Source organism: Citrobacter freundii complex sp. CFNIH9 (assembly GCF_002903305.1).
Lineage (GTDB): Bacteria > Pseudomonadota > Gammaproteobacteria > Enterobacterales > Enterobacteriaceae > Citrobacter > Citrobacter portucalensis.
This window is the reverse complement of record NZ_CP026238.1, coordinates 1946261-1965277: the sequence shown is the minus strand read 5'-3', so window position 1 is coordinate 1965277 and position 19017 is coordinate 1946261. Positions and strand designations below refer to the sequence as shown.

At 54.6% G+C, this 19017-nt stretch carries 16 protein-coding genes and 3 tRNA genes; 12 read left to right on the top strand and 7 right to left on the bottom strand.

Going from position 1 to position 19017, the window contains the following annotated elements:
* Position 1 precedes the first annotated feature (1 nt).
* The 4 genes from paaD to paaA are packed head-to-tail and all read right to left on the bottom strand — an operon-like array spanning position 2 to position 2502.
* Positions 2–499 (bottom strand): 1,2-phenylacetyl-CoA epoxidase subunit PaaD, encoded by a 498-nt coding sequence (gene paaD, locus C2U43_RS09880; protein ID WP_032943004.1) that lies wholly within the window; start codon positions 497–499, stop codon positions 2–4.
* Positions 500–511: 12 nt separating this feature from the next.
* Positions 512–1267: a 1,2-phenylacetyl-CoA epoxidase subunit PaaC gene (gene paaC / locus C2U43_RS09875; RefSeq protein ID WP_103285041.1), complete on the bottom strand. Its 756-nt coding sequence runs from the start codon at positions 1265–1267 to the stop codon at positions 512–514.
* Positions 1268–1274: 7 nt separating this feature from the next.
* Positions 1275–1562, bottom strand: a complete 288-nt coding sequence (paaB, locus tag C2U43_RS09870; RefSeq protein WP_032943000.1) for a 1,2-phenylacetyl-CoA epoxidase subunit PaaB — start codon at positions 1560–1562, stop codon at positions 1275–1277.
* 10 nt (positions 1563–1572) lie between these two features.
* Complete coding sequence (gene paaA, locus C2U43_RS09865; RefSeq protein WP_103285040.1) at positions 1573–2502, bottom strand: 1,2-phenylacetyl-CoA epoxidase subunit PaaA; 930 nt, start codon at positions 2500–2502, stop codon at positions 1573–1575.
* Between the two features lie 285 nt (positions 2503–2787).
* Between paaA and paaZ the strand changes: the two genes are divergently transcribed.
* Positions 2788–4833, top strand: a complete 2046-nt coding sequence (gene paaZ / locus C2U43_RS09860) for a phenylacetic acid degradation bifunctional protein PaaZ (protein WP_103285039.1) — start codon at positions 2788–2790, stop codon at positions 4831–4833.
* 82 nt (positions 4834–4915) lie between these two features.
* Here the strand turns inward: paaZ and C2U43_RS09855 are convergent.
* Positions 4916–4991 (bottom strand) — tRNA-Asn (locus C2U43_RS09855).
* 160 nt (positions 4992–5151) lie between these two features.
* Here C2U43_RS09855 and C2U43_RS09850 point away from each other — a divergent pair.
* Together C2U43_RS09850 and C2U43_RS09845 are read left to right on the top strand one after the other, a co-directional pair.
* Entirely contained in the window at positions 5152–6639 is a 1488-nt protein-coding gene (locus C2U43_RS09850) for an EmmdR/YeeO family multidrug/toxin efflux MATE transporter (protein WP_158654532.1), read from the top strand.
* A 99-nt stretch (positions 6640–6738) separates the two neighbouring features.
* Positions 6739–6814, top strand: a tRNA-Asn gene (locus tag C2U43_RS09845).
* Positions 6815–7431: 617 nt separating this feature from the next.
* Here the strand turns inward: C2U43_RS09845 and cbl are convergent.
* A complete protein-coding gene (gene cbl, locus C2U43_RS09830; RefSeq protein ID WP_048214440.1) occupies positions 7432–8382 on the bottom strand; it encodes an HTH-type transcriptional regulator Cbl in 951 nt (316 codons plus the stop codon).
* A gap of 101 nt (positions 8383–8483) precedes the next feature.
* A complete protein-coding gene (nac, locus tag C2U43_RS09825) occupies positions 8484–9401 on the bottom strand; it encodes a nitrogen assimilation transcriptional regulator NAC (RefSeq protein WP_103285036.1) in 918 nt (305 codons plus the stop codon).
* A gap of 326 nt (positions 9402–9727) precedes the next feature.
* Between nac and C2U43_RS09820 the strand changes: the two genes are divergently transcribed.
* The 9 genes from C2U43_RS09820 (at position 9728) to fecE (ending at position 18995) form a co-directional block, all read left to right on the top strand.
* A tRNA-Asn gene (locus C2U43_RS09820) sits at positions 9728–9803 on the top strand.
* 346 nt (positions 9804–10149) lie between these two features.
* Entirely contained in the window at positions 10150–11133 is a 984-nt protein-coding gene (locus tag C2U43_RS09815) for an alpha/beta hydrolase (RefSeq protein WP_103285035.1), read from the top strand.
* Between the two features lie 290 nt (positions 11134–11423).
* Positions 11424–11945, top strand: a complete 522-nt coding sequence (gene fecI / locus C2U43_RS09810; protein WP_008784388.1) for a ferric citrate uptake sigma factor FecI — start codon at positions 11424–11426, stop codon at positions 11943–11945.
* Entirely contained in the window at positions 11942–12895 is a 954-nt protein-coding gene (gene fecR, locus C2U43_RS09805; protein ID WP_103285034.1) for a ferric citrate uptake sigma factor regulator FecR, read from the top strand. The genes fecI and fecR overlap by 4 nt, the downstream gene beginning before the upstream one ends.
* Before the next feature lie 86 nt (positions 12896–12981).
* The gene (fecA, locus tag C2U43_RS09800) at positions 12982–15306 is read left to right on the top strand and encodes a TonB-dependent Fe(3+) dicitrate receptor FecA (protein WP_103285033.1); all 2325 of its coding nucleotides are present in this window, start codon (positions 12982–12984) and stop codon (positions 15304–15306) included.
* A gap of 73 nt (positions 15307–15379) precedes the next feature.
* The gene (locus tag C2U43_RS09795) at positions 15380–16279 is read left to right on the top strand and encodes a Fe(3+) dicitrate ABC transporter substrate-binding protein FecB (protein WP_079934880.1); all 900 of its coding nucleotides are present in this window, start codon (positions 15380–15382) and stop codon (positions 16277–16279) included.
* Complete coding sequence (gene fecC, locus C2U43_RS09790; protein ID WP_103285032.1) at positions 16276–17274, top strand: iron-dicitrate ABC transporter permease FecC; 999 nt, start codon at positions 16276–16278, stop codon at positions 17272–17274. Before C2U43_RS09795 ends, fecC begins: the two co-directional genes overlap by 4 nt.
* Positions 17271–18227: a Fe(3+) dicitrate ABC transporter permease subunit FecD gene (gene fecD / locus C2U43_RS09785; protein WP_103285031.1), complete on the top strand. Its 957-nt coding sequence runs from the start codon at positions 17271–17273 to the stop codon at positions 18225–18227. The genes fecC and fecD overlap by 4 nt, the downstream gene beginning before the upstream one ends.
* A complete protein-coding gene (gene fecE, locus C2U43_RS09780; RefSeq protein ID WP_103285030.1) occupies positions 18228–18995 on the top strand; it encodes a Fe(3+) dicitrate ABC transporter ATP-binding protein FecE in 768 nt (255 codons plus the stop codon).
* The last annotated feature ends 22 nt before the right edge of the window (positions 18996–19017 follow it).

The following is a 19017-nucleotide window of genomic DNA, read 5'->3' as shown; positions in this document are numbered from 1 at the left end:
CTCAAATACATTTAAAGTAATCAAAGGGTTCACGGCAGCTGTCGCAGCGATACAACGCTTTACAGGCCGTGGATCCGAATTCGCTAATCAGCGAGGTATGGGTGCTGGCGCAGCGCGGGCACTGTACGTCAGTTGGCATTTCGGCATGGCAGGCGTGGGCCTGCGGCGGGCTGATACCATACTGGCGCAGGCGTTCGCGGGCGTCCGGGCTCATCCAGTCAGTGGTCCACGGTGGGTCAAGCTGCAGGACGATATGTACTGGCGTATAGCCGTGCTCCGCCATCACCATGCGAATTTCACCCAGTAGATGCTCGGTGGCCGGGCAGCCGGAGTACGTCGGCGTAAAGCCGATAACCCAGCCGTCGCCGCAGCGCTCAACGCTGCGTACCATGCCGAGATCGGTGATGGTCAGCACCGGCACTTCCGGATCGGAAATCGCACTTAACAGCCCCCAAACGGTGTGCACCTCTGGCGGTGCGATCGCGGTAAGACGTTGCATAGCCACCTCCTGCTACCACTGCTGCCCAGGATACGCACGCTGCAAGTACTGCATCTCGGCCAACATCGGCCCGAGATGTTCGCTGTGTAGCCCCTGCTTACCGCCGTTGCGAAACGCCGCCTCTTGCGGAACCTGTAAACCAGAATCAATCAGCGCAGTGTGTACCGTCATTTGCCATTCGGTTTGCAGTTCGCGCGGATCGACGGCAATGCCCTGCCTGGCCAGAGCGATCTCCAGTTCGTCGGCAAGGAACAATTCGCCGGTGTAACGCCACAGATTGTCCACCGCCTTCTGCATCAGTTGCGCGGAGTAGTCAGTACCATTCCCCAGTCGTTCCAGCCAGCCGCGGCTGAAGCGCAGGTGATAACGCACTTCTTTCAGTCCTTTGGCAGCGATAGCCGCAATCTGCTTATCGCGGCTGTTAACCAAACGAGTGAACAGCGCCACATGCCAGACATCGATAAAGAACTGGCGAGCGATCGTGTCGGCAAAGTTGCCGTTAGGCTGTTCCACCAGCAACAGATTGCGGAACTGACGCTCGTCACGGCCAAAAGCCAGCGTGTCTTCGTCGCCGCTACCCGCCAGTTCGGCTGCGTAGCTGAGGAAGTTGCGCGCCTGCCCCAGCAGGTCGAGGCCGATATTAGCCAGCGCCAGATCAATCTCCAGCTCCGGCGTATGACCGCACCAGGCCCCCAGACGCTGAGCCAGCACCAGGCCGTTATCGCCCAGACGCAGGGCATAGGTTGCAACGGGATTCAGGTTATTCATCGTTGCCTCACATATGTTCCATGCCGTCCGGCACGGTGTAGAACGTGGGATGGCGATAGACTTTGCTCTCCGCCGGGTCAAAAAACTCACCGCGTTCTTCCGGCTGTGACGCAACAATTTCGCTGGCTTTCACCACCCAGATGGAGCAGCCTTCGCTGCGGCGTGTATAGGCATCGCGTGCATTTTCCAGCGCCATCTGGTCATCGGCGGCATGCAGACTGCCAACGTGACGGTGTGATAACCCCTGTTTGCTGCGGACAAAAACTTCGTATAACGGCCAGTATGTTTTGCTCATGACTCTCTCCTTACGCCGCGTCGCGGGCCTGTTGCTTTTCGGCGTGCGCCAGTGCGGCCTCGCGCACCCATGCCCCTTCTTCCCAGGCCTTACGCTTTGCGCCCAGACGTTCGTGGTTGCAGACACCACGACCGTTGATGACCTCATTAAATTCCTGCCAGTCGATCTCACCGAATCGATATTTCCCCGTCGTTTCATCAAGCTGTAGGTCGGCGTCCGGCACTGTCATACCGAGGATTTCTACCTGCGGGACCGTGTTATCAACAAAGCGCTGACGCAGTTCGTCGTTGGAGTGCAGTTTGATTTTCCACGCCATACTGCGGGCACTGTTCGGTGAGTTGTCGTCGTTCGGGCCAAACATCATCAACGCAGGCCACCAGAAACGGTTGATGGCGTCCTGCAGCATCTGACGCTGTTCCTCGCTACCAGTAGCCAGCGCCATACACGCTTCGAAGCCCTGACGCTGATGGAAGCTCTCTTCTTTGCAGATTTTGACCATCGCCCTGGCATACGGGCCGTAGGAGGTACGACACAGCGCCACCTGGTTAACAATCGCCGCGCCATCGACCAGCCAGCCGATCACACCGATATCCGCCCAGCTGAGGGTTGGGTAGTTGAAGATGGAGGAGTATTTCATCTGGCCGTCGAGCATCTTCTGGTACAGATCTTCACGCGCGCAGCCCAGTGTTTCCGCCGCGCTGTAGAGGTACAGACCGTGTCCGGCCTCGTCCTGTACTTTTGCGAGCAGAATGGCCTTACGCCGCAGCGTGGGTGCGCGGGTTATCCAGTTGCCTTCCGGTAACATGCCGACAATTTCCGAGTGCGCATGCTGGCCAATCTGGCGGATCAGCGTCTTACGGTATGCGTCCGGCATCCAGTCCTGCGGCTCGATGGCCGTTTCCTGCGCGATGCGCTGGTCAAAGCGTTGTTCTTCTGTCACGTTATCACCTTATGATTCCGATAATTTCAACAAATTAATATTTGTGAATCACTTTGTTTTATAAAAGTTACATCTTGGTTAAATAAAACCACAAATTTTGTTTGCTGGTTTTGCGATATTTGTCGCAAATGGTTTTTGTTTATCCATTAATAACAGATAGATAACCAATGAAGGTAAAGTGTTCGCGATCTCATTGTTAACAAATTATTAAAATCTCACTTGCATTTTGTGATTCATAAAAGAACTATTTAAAGAGATATTACGGAACACATCTGGAGATTAACGATGCAGCAGTTAGCCAGTTATTTATCCGGTGCCTGGCAGACAGGCCGGGGCCGCACCCGCACCATCCACCACGCCCTTACCGGTGAAGCGCTTTGGGAAGTGACAAGCGTTGGACTGGATATGGCGCAGGCGCGCCGCTTTGCTATTGAGCACGGCGGCAAAGCGTTACAGGCAATGAGTTTTATTGAGCGCAGCGCGATGCTAAAAGCGGTGGCGAAGCATTTAATGGAACTGAAAGCCGATTTCTATGCCATATCCGCGCAAACCGGAGCAACGCGCGGTGACAGCTGGGTCGATATCGAAGGCGGTATTGGCACGCTTTTCACTTATGCCAGTCTCGGTGGCCGCGAGCTGCCGGACGATACGCTGTGGCCGGAAGACGAACTGATCCCGCTGTCCAAACAGGGCGGTTTTGCCGCACGCCACGTGCTGACCTCCAAATCCGGTGTTGCGGTGCATATCAACGCCTTTAACTTCCCCTGCTGGGGTATGTTAGAGAAGCTGGCGCCAACCTGGCTTGCCGGGATGCCAGCCATTATCAAACCTGCAACCGCCACCGCGCAGCTCACTCAGGCAATGGTGAAAGCGATTATCGACAGTGGCCTGGTACCGAACGGCGCAATTAGCCTTATCTGCGGCGGCGCGGGTGACCTGCTCGATCACCTCGACAGCCAGGATGTGGTGACCTTTACCGGTTCTGCTCATACCGGGCAGCAGTTGCGCGTGCACCCCAACCTGGTGGCTAAATCGGTTCCTTTCACCATGGAAGCGGATTCACTCAACTGCTGCGTGCTGGGTGATGACGTCACCCCAGAACAGCCTGAGTTTGCATTGTTTGTACGTGAAGTAGTGCGCGAGATGACGACCAAAGCCGGGCAGAAATGTACCGCTATCCGCCGCATTATCGTGCCACAGTCGCAGGTGAAAGCAGTCAGCGAGGCGCTGATTACCCGTCTGCAAAAAGTGGTAGTGGGCGATCCGGCGCAGGAAGGCGTGAAGATGGGGTCGCTGGTGAATAACGATCAGCGTCAGGACGTGCAGGATAATGTGAATCGTCTGGTTGAAGCCGGGTGTGAGGTGCTGCTGGGCGGAAAAGCAGATCTGAGCACGGCTGGGGCTTTCTTCCCGCCAACGCTGCTGTTTTGTCCGCAGCCGGATGAAATTGGCGCGGTACATGCAATTGAAGCCTTTGGTCCGGTCGCCACGCTGATGCCGTATCAAAATACCGAGCATGCCATGACGCTGGCGCGCGCCGGTGAAGGCAGTCTGGCAGGAACACTGGTGACGGCGAGCGGCGAACTGGCGCGAGAGTTTGTCCTCGGTGCGGCCCGTGCCCACGGGCGTATTCAGGTGCTGAACGAAGAGTCCTCGGCGGAATCGACCGGTCACGGCTCTCCGCTGCCACAGCTGGTCCACGGCGGGCCTGGACGTGCAGGCGGCGGTGAAGAGCTGGGCGGTCTGCGTGCGGTGAAACACTACATGCAACGCACCGCCATTCAGGGCAGCCCAACCATGCTCGCGGCGGTAAGCCAACAGTGGGTGCGTGGCGCTCGGGTAGAGGAAGATCGTATTCACCCGTTCCGTAAATACTTCGAAGAGATCCAGCCGGGCGACAGCCTGCTGACGCCACGTCGTACACTGACCGAAGCGGATATCGTTAACTTTGCCTGCCTCAGCGGTGACCACTTCTACGCCCATATGGACAAGATTGCAGCAGCCGATTCCATTTTCGGCGAGCGCGTGGTGCACGGTTACTTCCTGATTTCCGCCGCAGCCGGTCTGTTTGTTGACGCGGGCGTCGGTCCGGTGATTGCCAACTATGGCATGGAAAACCTGCGCTTTATCGAGCCGGTTAAGCCGGGCGACACTATCCAGGTGCGTTTAACCTGCAAACGCAAAACGGTGAAACGTCAGCGCAATGCCGAAGAAAAAGCGACCGGCGTGGTGGAGTGGTCGGTGGAGATCTTTAATCAGCACCAGCAGGCGGTGGCGCTGTATTCCATTCTGACGTTGGTTGCGCGTCAGCATGGGGATTTCCCGGCGTAAGATTCCGGTGTAGCTTCGCTCGATCAGGCTTGAAACAAAAAGCAAAAAGCCTGCTTAGTTTCCTAAGCAGGCTTCTTAAATATGGCTCCTCTGACTGGACTCGAACCAGTGACATACGGATTAACAGTCCGCCGTTCTACCGACTGAACTACAGAGGAATCGTTGTGGAGGCTTATCTTAGCGGCGAAAAAAATTTTGTCAAACCCCATTTCCTCGAATGCGAATCAATTGATGCTTCTCTCGACAGTTTGTTGCATTTACAGACATTTTAAATAGAAAAAACTTTGCAGCTTTTTTGATTCTCCCTCATCATTTGAAATGAGGTTTCAACTTTCTTCGTTAAGGTCCACTTTGAACGTCTCCGCTGCCTTACACCAGGTCGCTTCCCGCACGCCCTGGTATGCCAAACGCAAGAGTTATAAGGTTCTCTTTTGGCGCGAAATCACTCCGCTGGCTGTCCCCATTTTTCTGGAAAACACCTGTGTGCTATTGATGGGTGTTCTGAGTACTTTCCTGGTCAGCTGGTTGGGAAAAGAAGCGATGGCCGGGGTTGGACTCGCCGACAGCTTTAATATGGTCATCATGGCATTTTTCGCCGCCATCGATCTGGGCACCACTGTGGTTGTAGCATTTAGCCTCGGGAAACGAGATCGTCGACGGGCCAGAGCCGCGGCCAGACAATCACTGGTGATCATGACAATTTTTGCTACCGTTCTGGCAGCGGTCATTCACTATTTTGGTCAACAGATTATTGACGTTGTCGCAGGTGAAGCAACGCCAGACGTTAAAGCTTTGGCACTCACCTATCTGGAGCTGACGGTGCTCAGCTACCCGGCGGCAGCCATTGCGCTGATTGGCAGTGGCGCACTACGTGGAGCCGGAAATACAAAAATACCGTTGTTGATTAACGGCGGCATGAACATCCTGAATATCATCATCAGTAGCATCCTGATTTACGGGATCTTTTCCTGGCAAGGTCTGGGATTTGTGGGAGCAGGCCTGGGACTGACCATTTCGCGCTACATCGGGGCGATTGCCATCATCTGGGTACTGATGATTGGTTTTAACCCCGCGCTGCGAATCCCCTTCAAAAGCTATTTTAAGCCACTCAATCTCGCCATTATCTGGGAGGTGATGGGGATCGGCATTCCGGCAAGTATCGAGTCAGTGCTGTTCAATGGCGGTAAACTTTTGACGCAGATGTTTGTTTCAGGCATGGGAACCAGCGTTATCGCCGGGAACTTTATTGCATTTTCTATCGCCGCGCTTATCAACTTACCGGGGAATGCTTTAGGTTCCGCGTCGACAATCATTACCGGCAGGCGTCTGGGAAATGGCCAGATTGGCCAGGCTGAAATCCAGCTACGGCATGTATTTTGGCTGTCGACGATCGGCCTGACGGCAATTGCCTGGTTAACCGCTCCTTTCGCCGGGGTGATGGCCTCATTTTATACCCACGATCAGGATGTAAAAGAGGTCATAGTAATCCTAATTTGGCTCAACGCAGCATTTATGCCGATATGGGCAGCCTCCTGGGTATTACCAGCAGGCTTTAAAGGTGCGCGAGATGCACGTTTTGCTATGTGGGTATCGATGCTGGGCATGTGGGGCTGCCGCGTAGTCGCGGGTTACACCCTGGGTATCGTATTAGGATGGGGAGTTGTCGGCGTTTGGTTAGGTATGTTCTTCGACTGGGCCGTACGCGCCGCGTTATTTTACTGGCGTATGGTCACCGGCCGCTGGTTGTGGAAATACCCGCGCCCCGAACGCGAAAAGTGCATAAAACAACCGGTTGCGTCTGAATAAGCGGCGAAATGGGGAATATTTCAGCAAACGATCGCATTTATCCATTCAGGCTTTGACAACGCTGAGCGGCATCGCTAATATTCGCCTCGTTCAAACGATTCCTCTGTAGTTCAGTCGGTAGAACGGCGGACTGTTAATCCGTATGTCACTGGTTCGAGTCCAGTCAGAGGAGCCATATTTAAGAAGCCTGCTTAGGAAACTAAGCAGGCTTTTTGCTTTTCTGCGATCCCATTAGCAGGTAGAGCGCTTCACTCCACACCAGTTTTTTCCATAGTGCCGACAGGAGAATGTCCGTCTGCTTATGCAAAATGTCTCTATGATCCAATTCGTTAACGTCATGGTTAAGTATCTTATCGTGCAACGACATCAGAATGAGACCCATACTTGCCCATGCCGATACTGCTGAAAGCAGCGCTAACCGCTTTATTAGTAATTCCACTGAGTACAATAGCCGGTGAGAAAGTCACGCTACGTTGCCCGGACAGAGGCTGGGCGGAGGTGACATTTCATTTGTTCCAGCACGTTAGCGTGCTGTGGGAAAACAATAGTTTTTATGTTTCCGATGCCCGGCGTAGTCAGAGTAATAAATTCTATACGTTTACCAATCGAGATGTTCTTTCGGTGAAGAATGGATTTCAGTTTATTTATGCGGATTCGGGACGGGCGGTGTCTTGTTCGATATTGTCGCGGGTGCCGACGCAGGATCTGAGGCTGGAGACCTTGAGGTAACGCAGCTTTCTACCCGCCATTCAGCGACGTCAGAGAAGCCCGTTCGCTCACGGGCTTTTGTAGTTAAATCTGATAATCAATCACCGCTTCATCTGGCTCCATCGCCTGGCGCTTAATTTCATCGACGGATAGCCCTGCATTGCATAGCTCGATGAATCGCCAGACGTAGTTGCGCTGCAGCTGTCCGCGTTTAAGCCCCAGCCAAACGGTATTTGCATCAAACAAATGCCGGGTATCCAGACGGGTTAAGGTCCCCTCTTCCTGCTCGCCGCTGGATTGCTCTGCCACCAGCCCAATCCCCAACCCCAGCGACACGTAAGTTTTAATCACATCCGAGTCCTGGGCGCTGAGAATAATATCCGGTATCAGCCCTTTGCGAGCAAATGCTTCATCGATGCGAGAACGCCCTGTAATCCCCTGACGATAGGTAATTAACGGCCAGTGAGCAATAGACTCCAGCGTGAGCGGAGAGGCTTTCACTAATGGATGGTCGTGAGGAACAAGCAGGCTGTGGTGCCAACGAAACCAGGGAAAAGCCACCAACAATGGATCGCTGCTCAGCCGCTCACTGGCAATTCCGATATCTGCCCCGCCATTTTGTAGCAGGACATCAATCTCCTGTGGCGTACCCTGAATAAGTTCCAGACGCACCTCAGGGAACAGCTCACGAAAAGCTTTTATCACCGCAGGCAAGCTATAGCGTGCCTGGGTATGCGTGGTGGCAATCGTCAGAACGCCGGACGTGTCATTGGTAAACAGATCCGCCAGTCGACGAACATTACTGGCCTCATTCAGAATACGCTCGGCAATAACCAGCAAGGCTTTACCCGGTTCGGTCATGCCCAACAGGCGTTTACCGCGACGGATAAAAATCTCGATACCAAGTTCATCTTCAAGTTCACGAATGTGTCGGCTGACGCCCGACTGCGAGGTGTACAGTATATTCGCGACCTCTGTCAGGTTGTAATCCTGACGGGCCGCCTCGCGGATTATTTTAAGTTGCTGGAAATTCACGTTTCGCTCCGGGCACATCAGACATTACGCTATTGTTAAAGTCTGATGCCCGGCATAACAAATAATAAAAACCTGCATCTTATTCCTTGTGGGAATAAGGTTTAGCTGACCAGCTGCAGCTCGCGATTTTCCAGCGCCGGACGGCTGACCAGCGACAACAGGATCTCCTTCACGGCCTGCGCCTGGGGCGATAAACTCCCTCTGGCTGATACGTTCAACGATAATGGCAGATTCATCGATGGTGTTGTGATGCGCGCCATCCAGCCGTTCGCCGCATTGCATAATGAACGGGCGGCCGACTCAGGCAACACTGTGACACCCATACCACTGGCAATGGCGGCCGTTAGGGTGGAGATAGACTCAATTTCGCCAATCACTTTAGCCGTTAAGCGACGTAGCGAAAAAGCTTCATCCACGCGCAGGCGAACCGCGCTGTAATCCCGTGGCAAGAACAAATTCATCTGCGCCACTGCGGCTAAATCGACGCTTTGGCCAGGACAGTCACGCGTGCCGACCAGGTACAGATCCTCTTTAAGCAACGGTTGACTGCTGATGCCCGCCACAGGAGAACGCTCATAGAGCACTGCCATATCTAATTGCCCGCTGAGCAGCTTGTCATTCAGCACTGCCCCACTGTTTTCATGCAAATAGACCAGCACATCAGGCAGTTCGGCACGTAGCGTCTGTAATAACGGCATGGTAATGGATGACGCGACTGTCCCCGGCGCAAGGCCGATAGAGACCTGTCCACTCAAGGTCTGGCCCACGTTATTAACCGCAAGTTGCGCCTGTTCGCACTGACGTAAAATCGTCCGGGCGTGGGTATATAGCACTTTTCCTGCTTCCGTCGGCGTGACGCCACGCTTGGTACGAATCAGCAATTGCTGATCCAGCTCACCTTCCAGCGTAGCGACCTGCTGGCTCAGCGCGGGTTGCGCAATGTGCAACACTTCCGCTGCCTGGGTCAGGCTACCAATATCGACGATTTTCACGAAATATTTCAGTCGTCTGAAGTTCATTTTGCCTCCTGTCGGAATACCAGAACCCGTGCTGGCAGTCATTAAATTCAGGATTGCAAGATGCTTGCCACTTTCGTCTAAAACGGTGTTTTACGGTTAAAGCCGCGTAAAGTCAGGAGTAAAAGCGAAGGAAGATCATTCTGCACACCTGAGTATCTCATTCAGGCTGCCCTGGAAGAGGTAGACACGCACCAGAATGGGGCAAAAGCATAAAAAGACGGAAAGATCGCCGCTTTGCTGATTTTGTCAGCAAACGAACACACAAATGTATTTACCCCTTTGACAAGCCTCACCACCCTCGCTAATATGCGCCTCGTTCAAACGATTCCTCTGTAGTTCAGTCGGTAGAACGGCGGACTGTTAATCCGTATGTCACTGGTTCGAGTCCAGTCAGAGGAGCCATATTTAAGAAGCCTGCTTAGGAAACTAAGCAGGCTTTTTGCTTTTATGCCATTGCTCAGTGCGCATATCAAAACCGCAACTTAGTCTGGCCAACACTTCATTCATAATAGCCGCAGGTATTTGTTCCAGACGCTTACCGTTCCGGGCTTCCATATCAATAGACAGGAACAACAATGAGTTGAGATGTCCACTCTTCGCTCACAGTAGACTTTAAACTCACCCAGTACGTCCGCTCTGTGCCCAGAAGCGGCGTTTTCTATCACTGCTGATATATTAATCAATGTAGAGCAGGCCATATTTATAATATAAATTGACGGGTACGCTGAATTTTACAGGAACATCTCCAATGAATATTGCCGCCTCAATTGCCCTTTTGGGCGCTTGCCCATTTGTGAGTCTGGCGGCAGTACCGGTGACCTTTTCCGAAACTGCCCTGGATGCCGCAGGGCCAAAAGGCCCTTTGAAAGGCACGTTACTCACCCCGAATTCAAAACCAACAGCCGTTGTTCTTATCGTTCCTGGCTCCGGGCCAACCGATCGGGATGGAAACAACCCGCTTGGTGTGAATGCATCGCCTTACCGACTTCTTGCTGAAGGCCTGGCTGCCAAAGGTTTTGCGACGCTTCGTATCGACAAACGTGGAATGTTCGCTAGCGCAATGGCCGTAGACGATGCCAATGCGGTGACGATTGCTGACTATGTTGACGACATTCGATCATGGGTAGACGTGCTTAGACGTCACATGCACACTCCCTGTGTTTGGGTTTTAGGACACAGCGAAGGGGGCCTGGTCGCACTTGCCTCGGCTCAAGAAGAGAATGTGTGCGGTGTGGTTCTTATCGCAACGCCTGGGAGGCCGATGGGCGAGGTGTTGAGGGGGCAACTTAACGCTAATCCGGAAAATGAAATTCTATTAAAGCAGGCGCAGCCGATAATTGATGCTCTGGAGCATCGGCGGCGAGTCGATATTACGAATATTCACCCAGCACTGCAAAGTATCTTTAATCCTGCTGTTCAGGGGTTTTTGATCAATGCGTTTTCATATAATCCGGGTCATCTCATTTCGAGTATTTCCAAACCCGTGTTAGTGCTACAAGGGCAACGCGATCTCCAGGTGGAAGAAACGGATGCAAGACTGCTTAAGGCCGCGAATCCTCAAGCGTCCCTGGTTATACTGCCCAATATGAACCATGTTATGAAAGAGGTGACTTCGGACGATCGCAAAGCGAATATCGCGACATACGCTGAACCCGCGCTCCCCTTAGCTCCCGGTTTAATCGACTCGATTGAGCATTTCCTGATCCGCAACTCACCTTTTCCCGAAAAGTAACAGCTGCTCTGCTCTCGGTGTCCTCCCAAAAACGGTTTACTTTTAAAGAGTTCAGCATGCTTTAAAGCATTCGTCTGCTCCATGCTCACAGCAGACATGGTCAGATGTCATTCCAACCGTCACATGCCAGAAGCAGACTCCCCTTCCCCATCCGATATCCACCTCATAACATTTTTATAAATAACAACGCATTAAGAAGTTCAACGTAATACAATTATATTTCTAATTGTAATGATAACCATTCTCATATTACTATAATCGCGTGATAATTAACTTTTGATACATTCCACATGTCTGACCACGCCACTACCACTGCTTCCTTTACGCTCGAGTCGCTTTATGGCGCACATCACGGCTGGTTGAAAAGCTGGCTGACGCGCAAACTCCAGTCCGCCTTTGATGCAGATGACATTGCCCAGGACACTTTTCTACGGGTAATGGGCAGCGACTCGCTCTCGACGATCCGCGATCCGCGCTCCTTTCTGTGCACTCTCGCCAAACGGGTGATGGTCGACCTGTTTCGCCGAAACGCGCTGGAAAAAGCCTATCTGGAGATGTTGGCGCTTATGCCGGAGGCGCTCGCGCCTTCCCCCGAGGAACGCGAGAGCCAGCTCGAAACCCTGCAACTCATCGACAGCATGCTTGACGGGCTGAACGGAAAAACACGAGAAGCGTTTCTGCTTTCGCAACTGGATGGTCTGACATACAGCGAGATCGCGCTGAAGCTCGGTATCTCCGTCAGTTCGGTGAAAAAGTATATGGCAAAGGCTATCGAACATTGTCTGCTGTTTCGTCTGGAGCACGGTCTGTGAACGCTTCTATCACCGATTCTCGCCGCCAGGCATTGCGCTCGGCATCGCACTGGTATGCTGTATTGAGCGGCGAGCGTGTCAGCCCACAGCAAGAAGCGCGCTGGCAACAATGGTACGAAGAGGACAAAGATCATCAGTGGGCCTGGCAACAGGTTGAAAACCTGCGCAGCCAGCTCAGCCGCGTACCGGGCGATGTTGCCAGCCGGGCGCTGCACGATACGCGCCTTACCCGTCGTCATGTCATGAAAGGGCTACTGCTGCTGCTCGGCGTGGGCGGCGGCTGGCAGCTCTGGCAGTCTGAAGCCGGTGAAGGTCTGCGCGCGGATTACCGCACCGCCAAAGGCGCGGTCAGCCATCAGCGGCTGGAAGATGGTTCTCTGCTGACGCTCAACACACAAAGCGCCGCGGACGTTCGTTTTGATACGCGTCAACGCGCTGTCCATCTCTGGTATGGCGAAATTGCTATTACTACCGCAAAAGACGCGCAGCAGAGACCTTTCCGCATTGTGACCCGCCAGGGCCAGCTCACCGCATTAGGCACAGAATTTACCGTCTACCAGCAGGACAACGTCACACGCGTTGTCGTTCAACAACACGCTGTTGAAGTCTTACTGGCAAATCGTCCGCAGGAAAAACGCATCGTCAGCGCTGGCGAGAGCCTGCAGTTTAGCGCGTCTGAATTTGGTGCAGTAGCCTCAGCGGATGATGAAAGCGCCACCTGGACGCAGGGCATTCTGAGCTTCAGCGATAAACCTTTGAGTGAAGTGATTGCCACGCTGAGCCGTTATCGCAACGGCGTGCTGCGCTGCGATCCGGCTGTAGCCGGGTTACGCCTGAGTGGCACTTTCCCGCTGAAAAATACTGATGCAATCCTGGATGTTATTGCCAAGACTCTTCCAGTGAAAATTCAGTCAGTTACGCGATACTGGGTAAATATTTCCGCACTGTAAGAAAAATAATTCTCATTTCGATTGTCCTTTTTCCCCTTCTCATTCGACTCATAGATGAACACAACAAAAATGATGATGGAGAAGGTATGACGCCTTTACGCGTTTTTCGCAAAACAACACCTTTGGTTAACGCCGTTCGCCTGAGCCTGCTGCCGTTGGCCGGGCTGTCGTTATCCGCCTTCGCAGCGCAGGTTGATATTGCACCGGGTTCGCTCGACAAAGCCCTTAATCAGTATGCCGCGCTCAGCGGAATTACCCTGTCGGTTGACGCCAGCCTGACGCGCGGCAAACAGAGTAACGGTCTTCACGGTGACTACGACGTCGAAACCGGCCTGCAACACCTGCTGAACGGTAGTGGCCTGCAGGTGAAACCGCTGGGTAATAACAGCTGGACGCTGGAGCCCGCACCAACACCGCAAGAAGATGCCCTGACCGTGGTGGGCGACTGGCTGGGGGATGCGCGCGAAAACGACGTATTCGAGCATGCCGGCGCACGTGACGTTATCCGCCGTGAGGATTTTGACAAAACCGGCGCAACATCCATGCGCGAGGTACTGAACCGCATTCCTGGCGTTACCGCCCCAGAAAACAACGGCACCGGTAGCCACGATCTGGCAATGAACTTTGGTATTCGCGGCCTGAATCCGCGCCTGGCCAGCCGTTCAACGGTGCTGATGGACGGTATTCCCGTGCCGTTTGCCCCTTACGGCCAGCCGCAGCTTTCACTGGCGCCCGTCTCACTCGGAAATATGGACGCCATCGACGTGGTTCGCGGCGGTGGCGCGGTGCGTTACGGGCCACAGAGCGTGGGCGGGGTGGTGAACTTTGTTACCCGCGCTATTCCGCAAGACTTCGGCATGGAAGCCGGCGTGGAAGGCCAGCTCAGCCCAACATCTTCACAAAATAACCCAAAAGAAACGCACAACCTGATGGTGGGCGGCACGGCGGATAACGGTTTTGGTACCGCCCTGCTTTACTCCGGTACACGTGGAAGCGACTGGCGCGAACACAGCGCGACCCGCATCGACGACCTGATGCTGAAAAGCAAATATGCGCCAAACGAAGTGCATACCTTCAACAGCCTGTTGCAATACTACGACGGTGAAGCTGACATGCCCGGCGGCCTGTCTCGCGCGGATTACGATGCCGACCGCTGGCAATCCACGCGCCCTTACGATCGCTTCTGGGGGCGCCGCAAGCTGGCAAGCCTCGGCTATCAGTTCCAGCCGGACAGCCAGCATAAATTCAATATTCAGGGCTTCTACACTGAAACCCTGCGCAGCGGCTACCTGGAACAGGGAAAACGCCTCACCCTTTCACCGCGTAACTACTGGGTACGCGGCATTGAACCACGCTACAGTCAGAGCTTTATGGTGGGTCCTTCCGCGCACGAAGTGGGCGTGGGATACCGCTATGTGAGCGAGTCGACGCATGAAATGCGTTACTACACGGCCACCAGCAGTGGACAACTGCCGTCCAGCGCCAGCCCTTACGATCGCGACACTCGTTCGGGCACCGAAGCGCACGCCTGGTATCTGGATGACAAAATCGACATTGGCAACTGGACTATCACACCGGGTATGCGCTTTGAACATATCGAGTCATACCAGAACAACGCCATCAAAGGCACACATGAGGAAGTAAGCTACAACGCCCCACTTCCGGCGCTAAATGTACTTTATCACCTGACTGATAGCTGGAATCTTTATGCAAACACTGAAGGCTCATTCGGCACCGTACAGTACAGCCAAATTGGCAAGGCTGTGCAAAGCGGCAATGTGGAACCGGAAAAAGCGCGAACCTGGGAGCTCGGAACCCGATACGACGATGGCGCGCTGACGGCGGAAATGGGGCTGTTCCTGATTAACTTTAATAATCAGTACGATTCCAACCAAACCAACGACACCGTTACTGCACGCGGTAAAACGCGTCATACCGGACTGGAAACTCAGACTCGCTATGATCTCGGCACATTGACGCCAACGCTCGACAACGTTTCAGTCTACGCAAGCTATGCGTATGTGAACGCTGAGATTCGCGAGAAAGGCGATACCTATGGCAATCAGGTGCCCTTCTCACCAAAACACAAAGGCACGTTGGGCGTGGACTATAAGCCGGGCAACTGGACCTTCAATCTGAATAGCGATTTCCAGTCCAGCCAGTTTGCGGATAACGCCAACACCGTTAAAGAGAGCGCTGATGGCAGTACCGGTCGCATCCCTGGCTTTATGCTCTGGGGCGCACGCGTAGCCTATGACTTCGGCCCGCAGATGGCAGACCTGAACCTGGCGTTCGGTGTGAAAAATATCTTCGACCAAGAGTATTTCACCCGCTCTTACGACGACAACAACAAAGGCATCTACGCAGGCCAGCCGCGCACGCTGTATATGCAGGGTTCGTTGAAGTTCTAAACCCCGTTTACCCGGCCTGCATGCTGTTTTGTAGGTCGGGCAAACGAAACGCCACCCGACGCAGGCAATTTACATGTTCACACCATTACGCACGCTATTCGCCGCTCTGCTGCTCACCGGCCATGCTTTTGCCGCCACGGTTCATGACGAACATGGCACCTTTACGCTTGATAAAACGCCACAACGGATAGTGGTGCTGGAACTGTCGTTCGCGGACGCACTGGCTGCTGTCGATGTCAGTCCGGTCGGCATTGCCGACGATAACGATGCCACACGCATTCTTCCAGAGGTTCGTGCCCATCTGAAACCCTGGCAGTCTGTCGGCACGCGTGCGCAGCCGAGTTTAGAAGCCATCAGCGCGCTGAAACCGGATCTGATCATTGCCGACAGCAGCCGCCATGCGGGTATTTACAGCGCCTTACAGCAAATAGCACCTGTGCTGCTGCTCAAGTCTCGCAATGAAACCTACGCTGAAAATCTGCAATCTGCGGCCATCATCGGTGAAATTGTGGGTAAAAAAGCACAGATGCAGTCACGCCTGGCGCAACACCAACAACAGATGTCAGCGTGGGCCAGCCAACTGCCAAAAGACACGATGGTGGTGTTTGGTACGTCCCGGGAGCAGCAGTTCAACCTGCACACGCAGGAGACCTGGACCGGGGGCGTCCTGACCTCTCTGGGGCTGACGGTGCCTGCAGCTATGGCGGGTTCGTCTATGCCGTCCATCGGTCTGGAACAGCTGCTGGCGCTCAATCCGGCATGGCTGCTGGTCGCGCACTATCGTGAAGAGAGCATCGTGAAACGCTGGCAACAAGACCCGCTGTGGCAGATGTTAACTGCGGCGCAAAAACAGCAGACGGCGTCGGTCGACAGTAACGCCTGGGCGCGGATGCGCGGCATTTTCGCAGCCGAACGCATTGCCAGCGACACGGTAAAAATCTTTCACCGCCAGCCTTTATCCGATGTGAAATGACAATTTTCAAACATCCAGCGCTACAGTGGGGGCTTCCCCTTGTCGCGCTTATCGCTATCTTCTGGCTGAGTCTGTTTTGCTACTCGGCCATTCCTGTTTCCGGCGTTGACGCCATTCACGCCCTGCTACCAGGCCATACGCCGACGCTTCCACAAGCGCTGGTGCAAAACCTTCGTTTGCCGAGAAGCCTGGTCGCCATTTTGATCGGCGCAAGCCTGGCTCTGGCGGGAACGCTGCTGCAGACCCTGACGCATAATGCAATGGCCTCCCCTTCACTACTCGGTATTAACAGTGGCGCAGCGCTGGCGATGGCGCTTACCAGCGCTATCAGCCCTGCGCCCGTTACGGGTTACTCCATCGCCTTTATCGCCGCCTGCGGCGGTGGCGTAAGCTGGCTGATGGTGATGACCGCAGGTGGTGGATTTCGCCACACCCAGGACAGAAACAAACTGATCCTCGCGGGCATCGCGTTCTCGGCTTTCTGTATGGCCCTTACCCGCATCACCCTGCTGCTGACGGAAGATCACGCCTACAGCATTTTTTACTGGCTTGCGGGAGGCGTATCCCACGCACGTTGGCAGGAGTTCTGGCAGCTTTTCCCAATGGTAGTGGTTGCTGTACCGGTGGTATTGCTGCTGGCTAATCAACTGAACCTGCTTAACGTCAGTGACAGCACCGCCCGCACGCTGGGGGTGGATCTGCCGAAGCTCCGTTTGATCATCAATATTCTGGTGCTGCTTCTGGTCGGTACCTGCGTCAGCGTGGCAGGTCCGGTGGCGTTTATCGGTCTGCTGATGCCGCATCTGGCTCGCTTCTGGGTAGGATTCGATCAGCGCAAGGTCCTGCCGATGAGCATGCTTATGGGCGCCACGCTGATGCTGCTGGCTGATGTTCTGGCCCGAGCGCTGGCCTTCCCTGGCGAATTGCCCGCGGGGGCAGTAGTGGCGCTGATTGGTGCACCCTGTTTTGTCTGGCTGGTCAGGAGGCGTGGATGAAAATTGCGTTCGTCATTTTCATCGCCCTCGCGCTGGCAGGACTTTCGGCTTTGTCACTACAAATGGGGGTGATCGCCGTTCCCTGGCGTGCTCTGCTGAGCGACTGGCAGACCGGGCGCGAATATCATTACGTATTAACGGCGTACCGCCTGCCGCGACTGCTGCTGGCGCTGCTTGTCGGTGCAGCCCTCGCGGTGGCAGGCGTGCTGGTGCAAGGGATCGTGCGTAACCCTCTGGCATCACCGGATATCCTCGGCGTAAACCATGCCGCCAGCCTGGCCTCTGTGGGCGCGCTGCTTCTCTTACCGTCACTACCGGTGATTACTCTGCCGCTACTGGCCTTTGCCGGTGGCATGGCGGGCCTGATCCTGCTGAGAATACTGGCGAACACCAGCCAGCCGATGAAGCTGGCGCTCACGGGTGTTGCGCTCTCTGCCTGCTGGGCCAGCCTGACGGATTATCTGATGCTTTCGCGTCCGCAGGATGTGAACAGCGCCCTGCTGTGGCTGACCGGCAGCTTATGGGGCCGTGACTGGAGCTTTGTGAAAATAGCCGCCCCACTGCTGATTTTGTTTCTGCCGCTGAGTCTGCGTTTTTGCCGCGATCTCGACCTCCTGGCATTGGGCGATGCGCGCGCCACCACGCTCGGTGTGTCGGTGCCGCGTATTCGGCTCCTGGCTTTGCTACTGGCCGTCGCCATGACATCGACCGGCGTGGCCGTCTGCGGCCCAATTAGCTTTATTGGTCTTGTGGTGCCGCATATGGTGCGCAGCATTACTGGTGGACGTCACCGCTGGCTGCTGCCCGTTTCAGCCATGACAGGTGCGTTACTGCTGGTGGTTGCCGACCTGCTGGCGCGAATTATTCATCCTCCTCTGGAACTTCCGGCTGGCGTGCTGACCGCCATTATCGGTGCACCATGGTTTGTCTGGCTGCTTGTGAGAATGCGATAAATGACATTACGAACTGAAAATCTGACGGTCTGTTACGGTACAAACAAGGTGCTTGATGGCATTTCACTCGCCCTACCAGCGGGGAAGACAACCGCCCTGCTCGGCCCTAACGGCTGCGGGAAGTCAACGTTGTTAAACTGTTTTTCACGACTGTTAACGCCGCAGTCCGGCGGCGTATTTCTCGGCGATAGTGCCATCAATACGCTCTCATCACGCCAGCTAGCCCGCAGGCTGGCGCTGCTGCCCCAGCACCATTTAACTCCCGAGGGGATCACCGTCCAGGAGCTTGTTTCGTACGGTCGCAACCCGTGGTTGTCACTCTGGGGGCGTCTCTCCGTTGAAGACAATACGCGGGTCCATGATGCTATGAGCCAGACCCGGATCCAACATCTTGCTGACCGACGGTTAACCGATCTTTCTGGCGGTCAGCGACAGCGCGCATTTCTGGCGATGGTCCTGGCGCAGGATACGCCCGTTGTACTACTCGATGAGCCAACCACCTATCTCGATATCAATCATCAGGTGGAACTGATGCGGCTGATGGGCGAACTCCGGGCTCAGGGGAAAACGGTGGTCGCCGTGCTGCACGACCTTAATCAGGCCAGCCGGTACTGTGACCATCTGGTGGTCATGGCGAACGGACATATTATGGCGCAAGGCACACCAGAAGAGGTGATGAACCCTGGATTGCTGAGAACCATATTCAGCGTGGATACGGAGATACACCCCGAACCAGTATCTGGCAGGCCGATGTGTGTAGTGAGGTAGATGACACCGTCTGGGTCGCCTT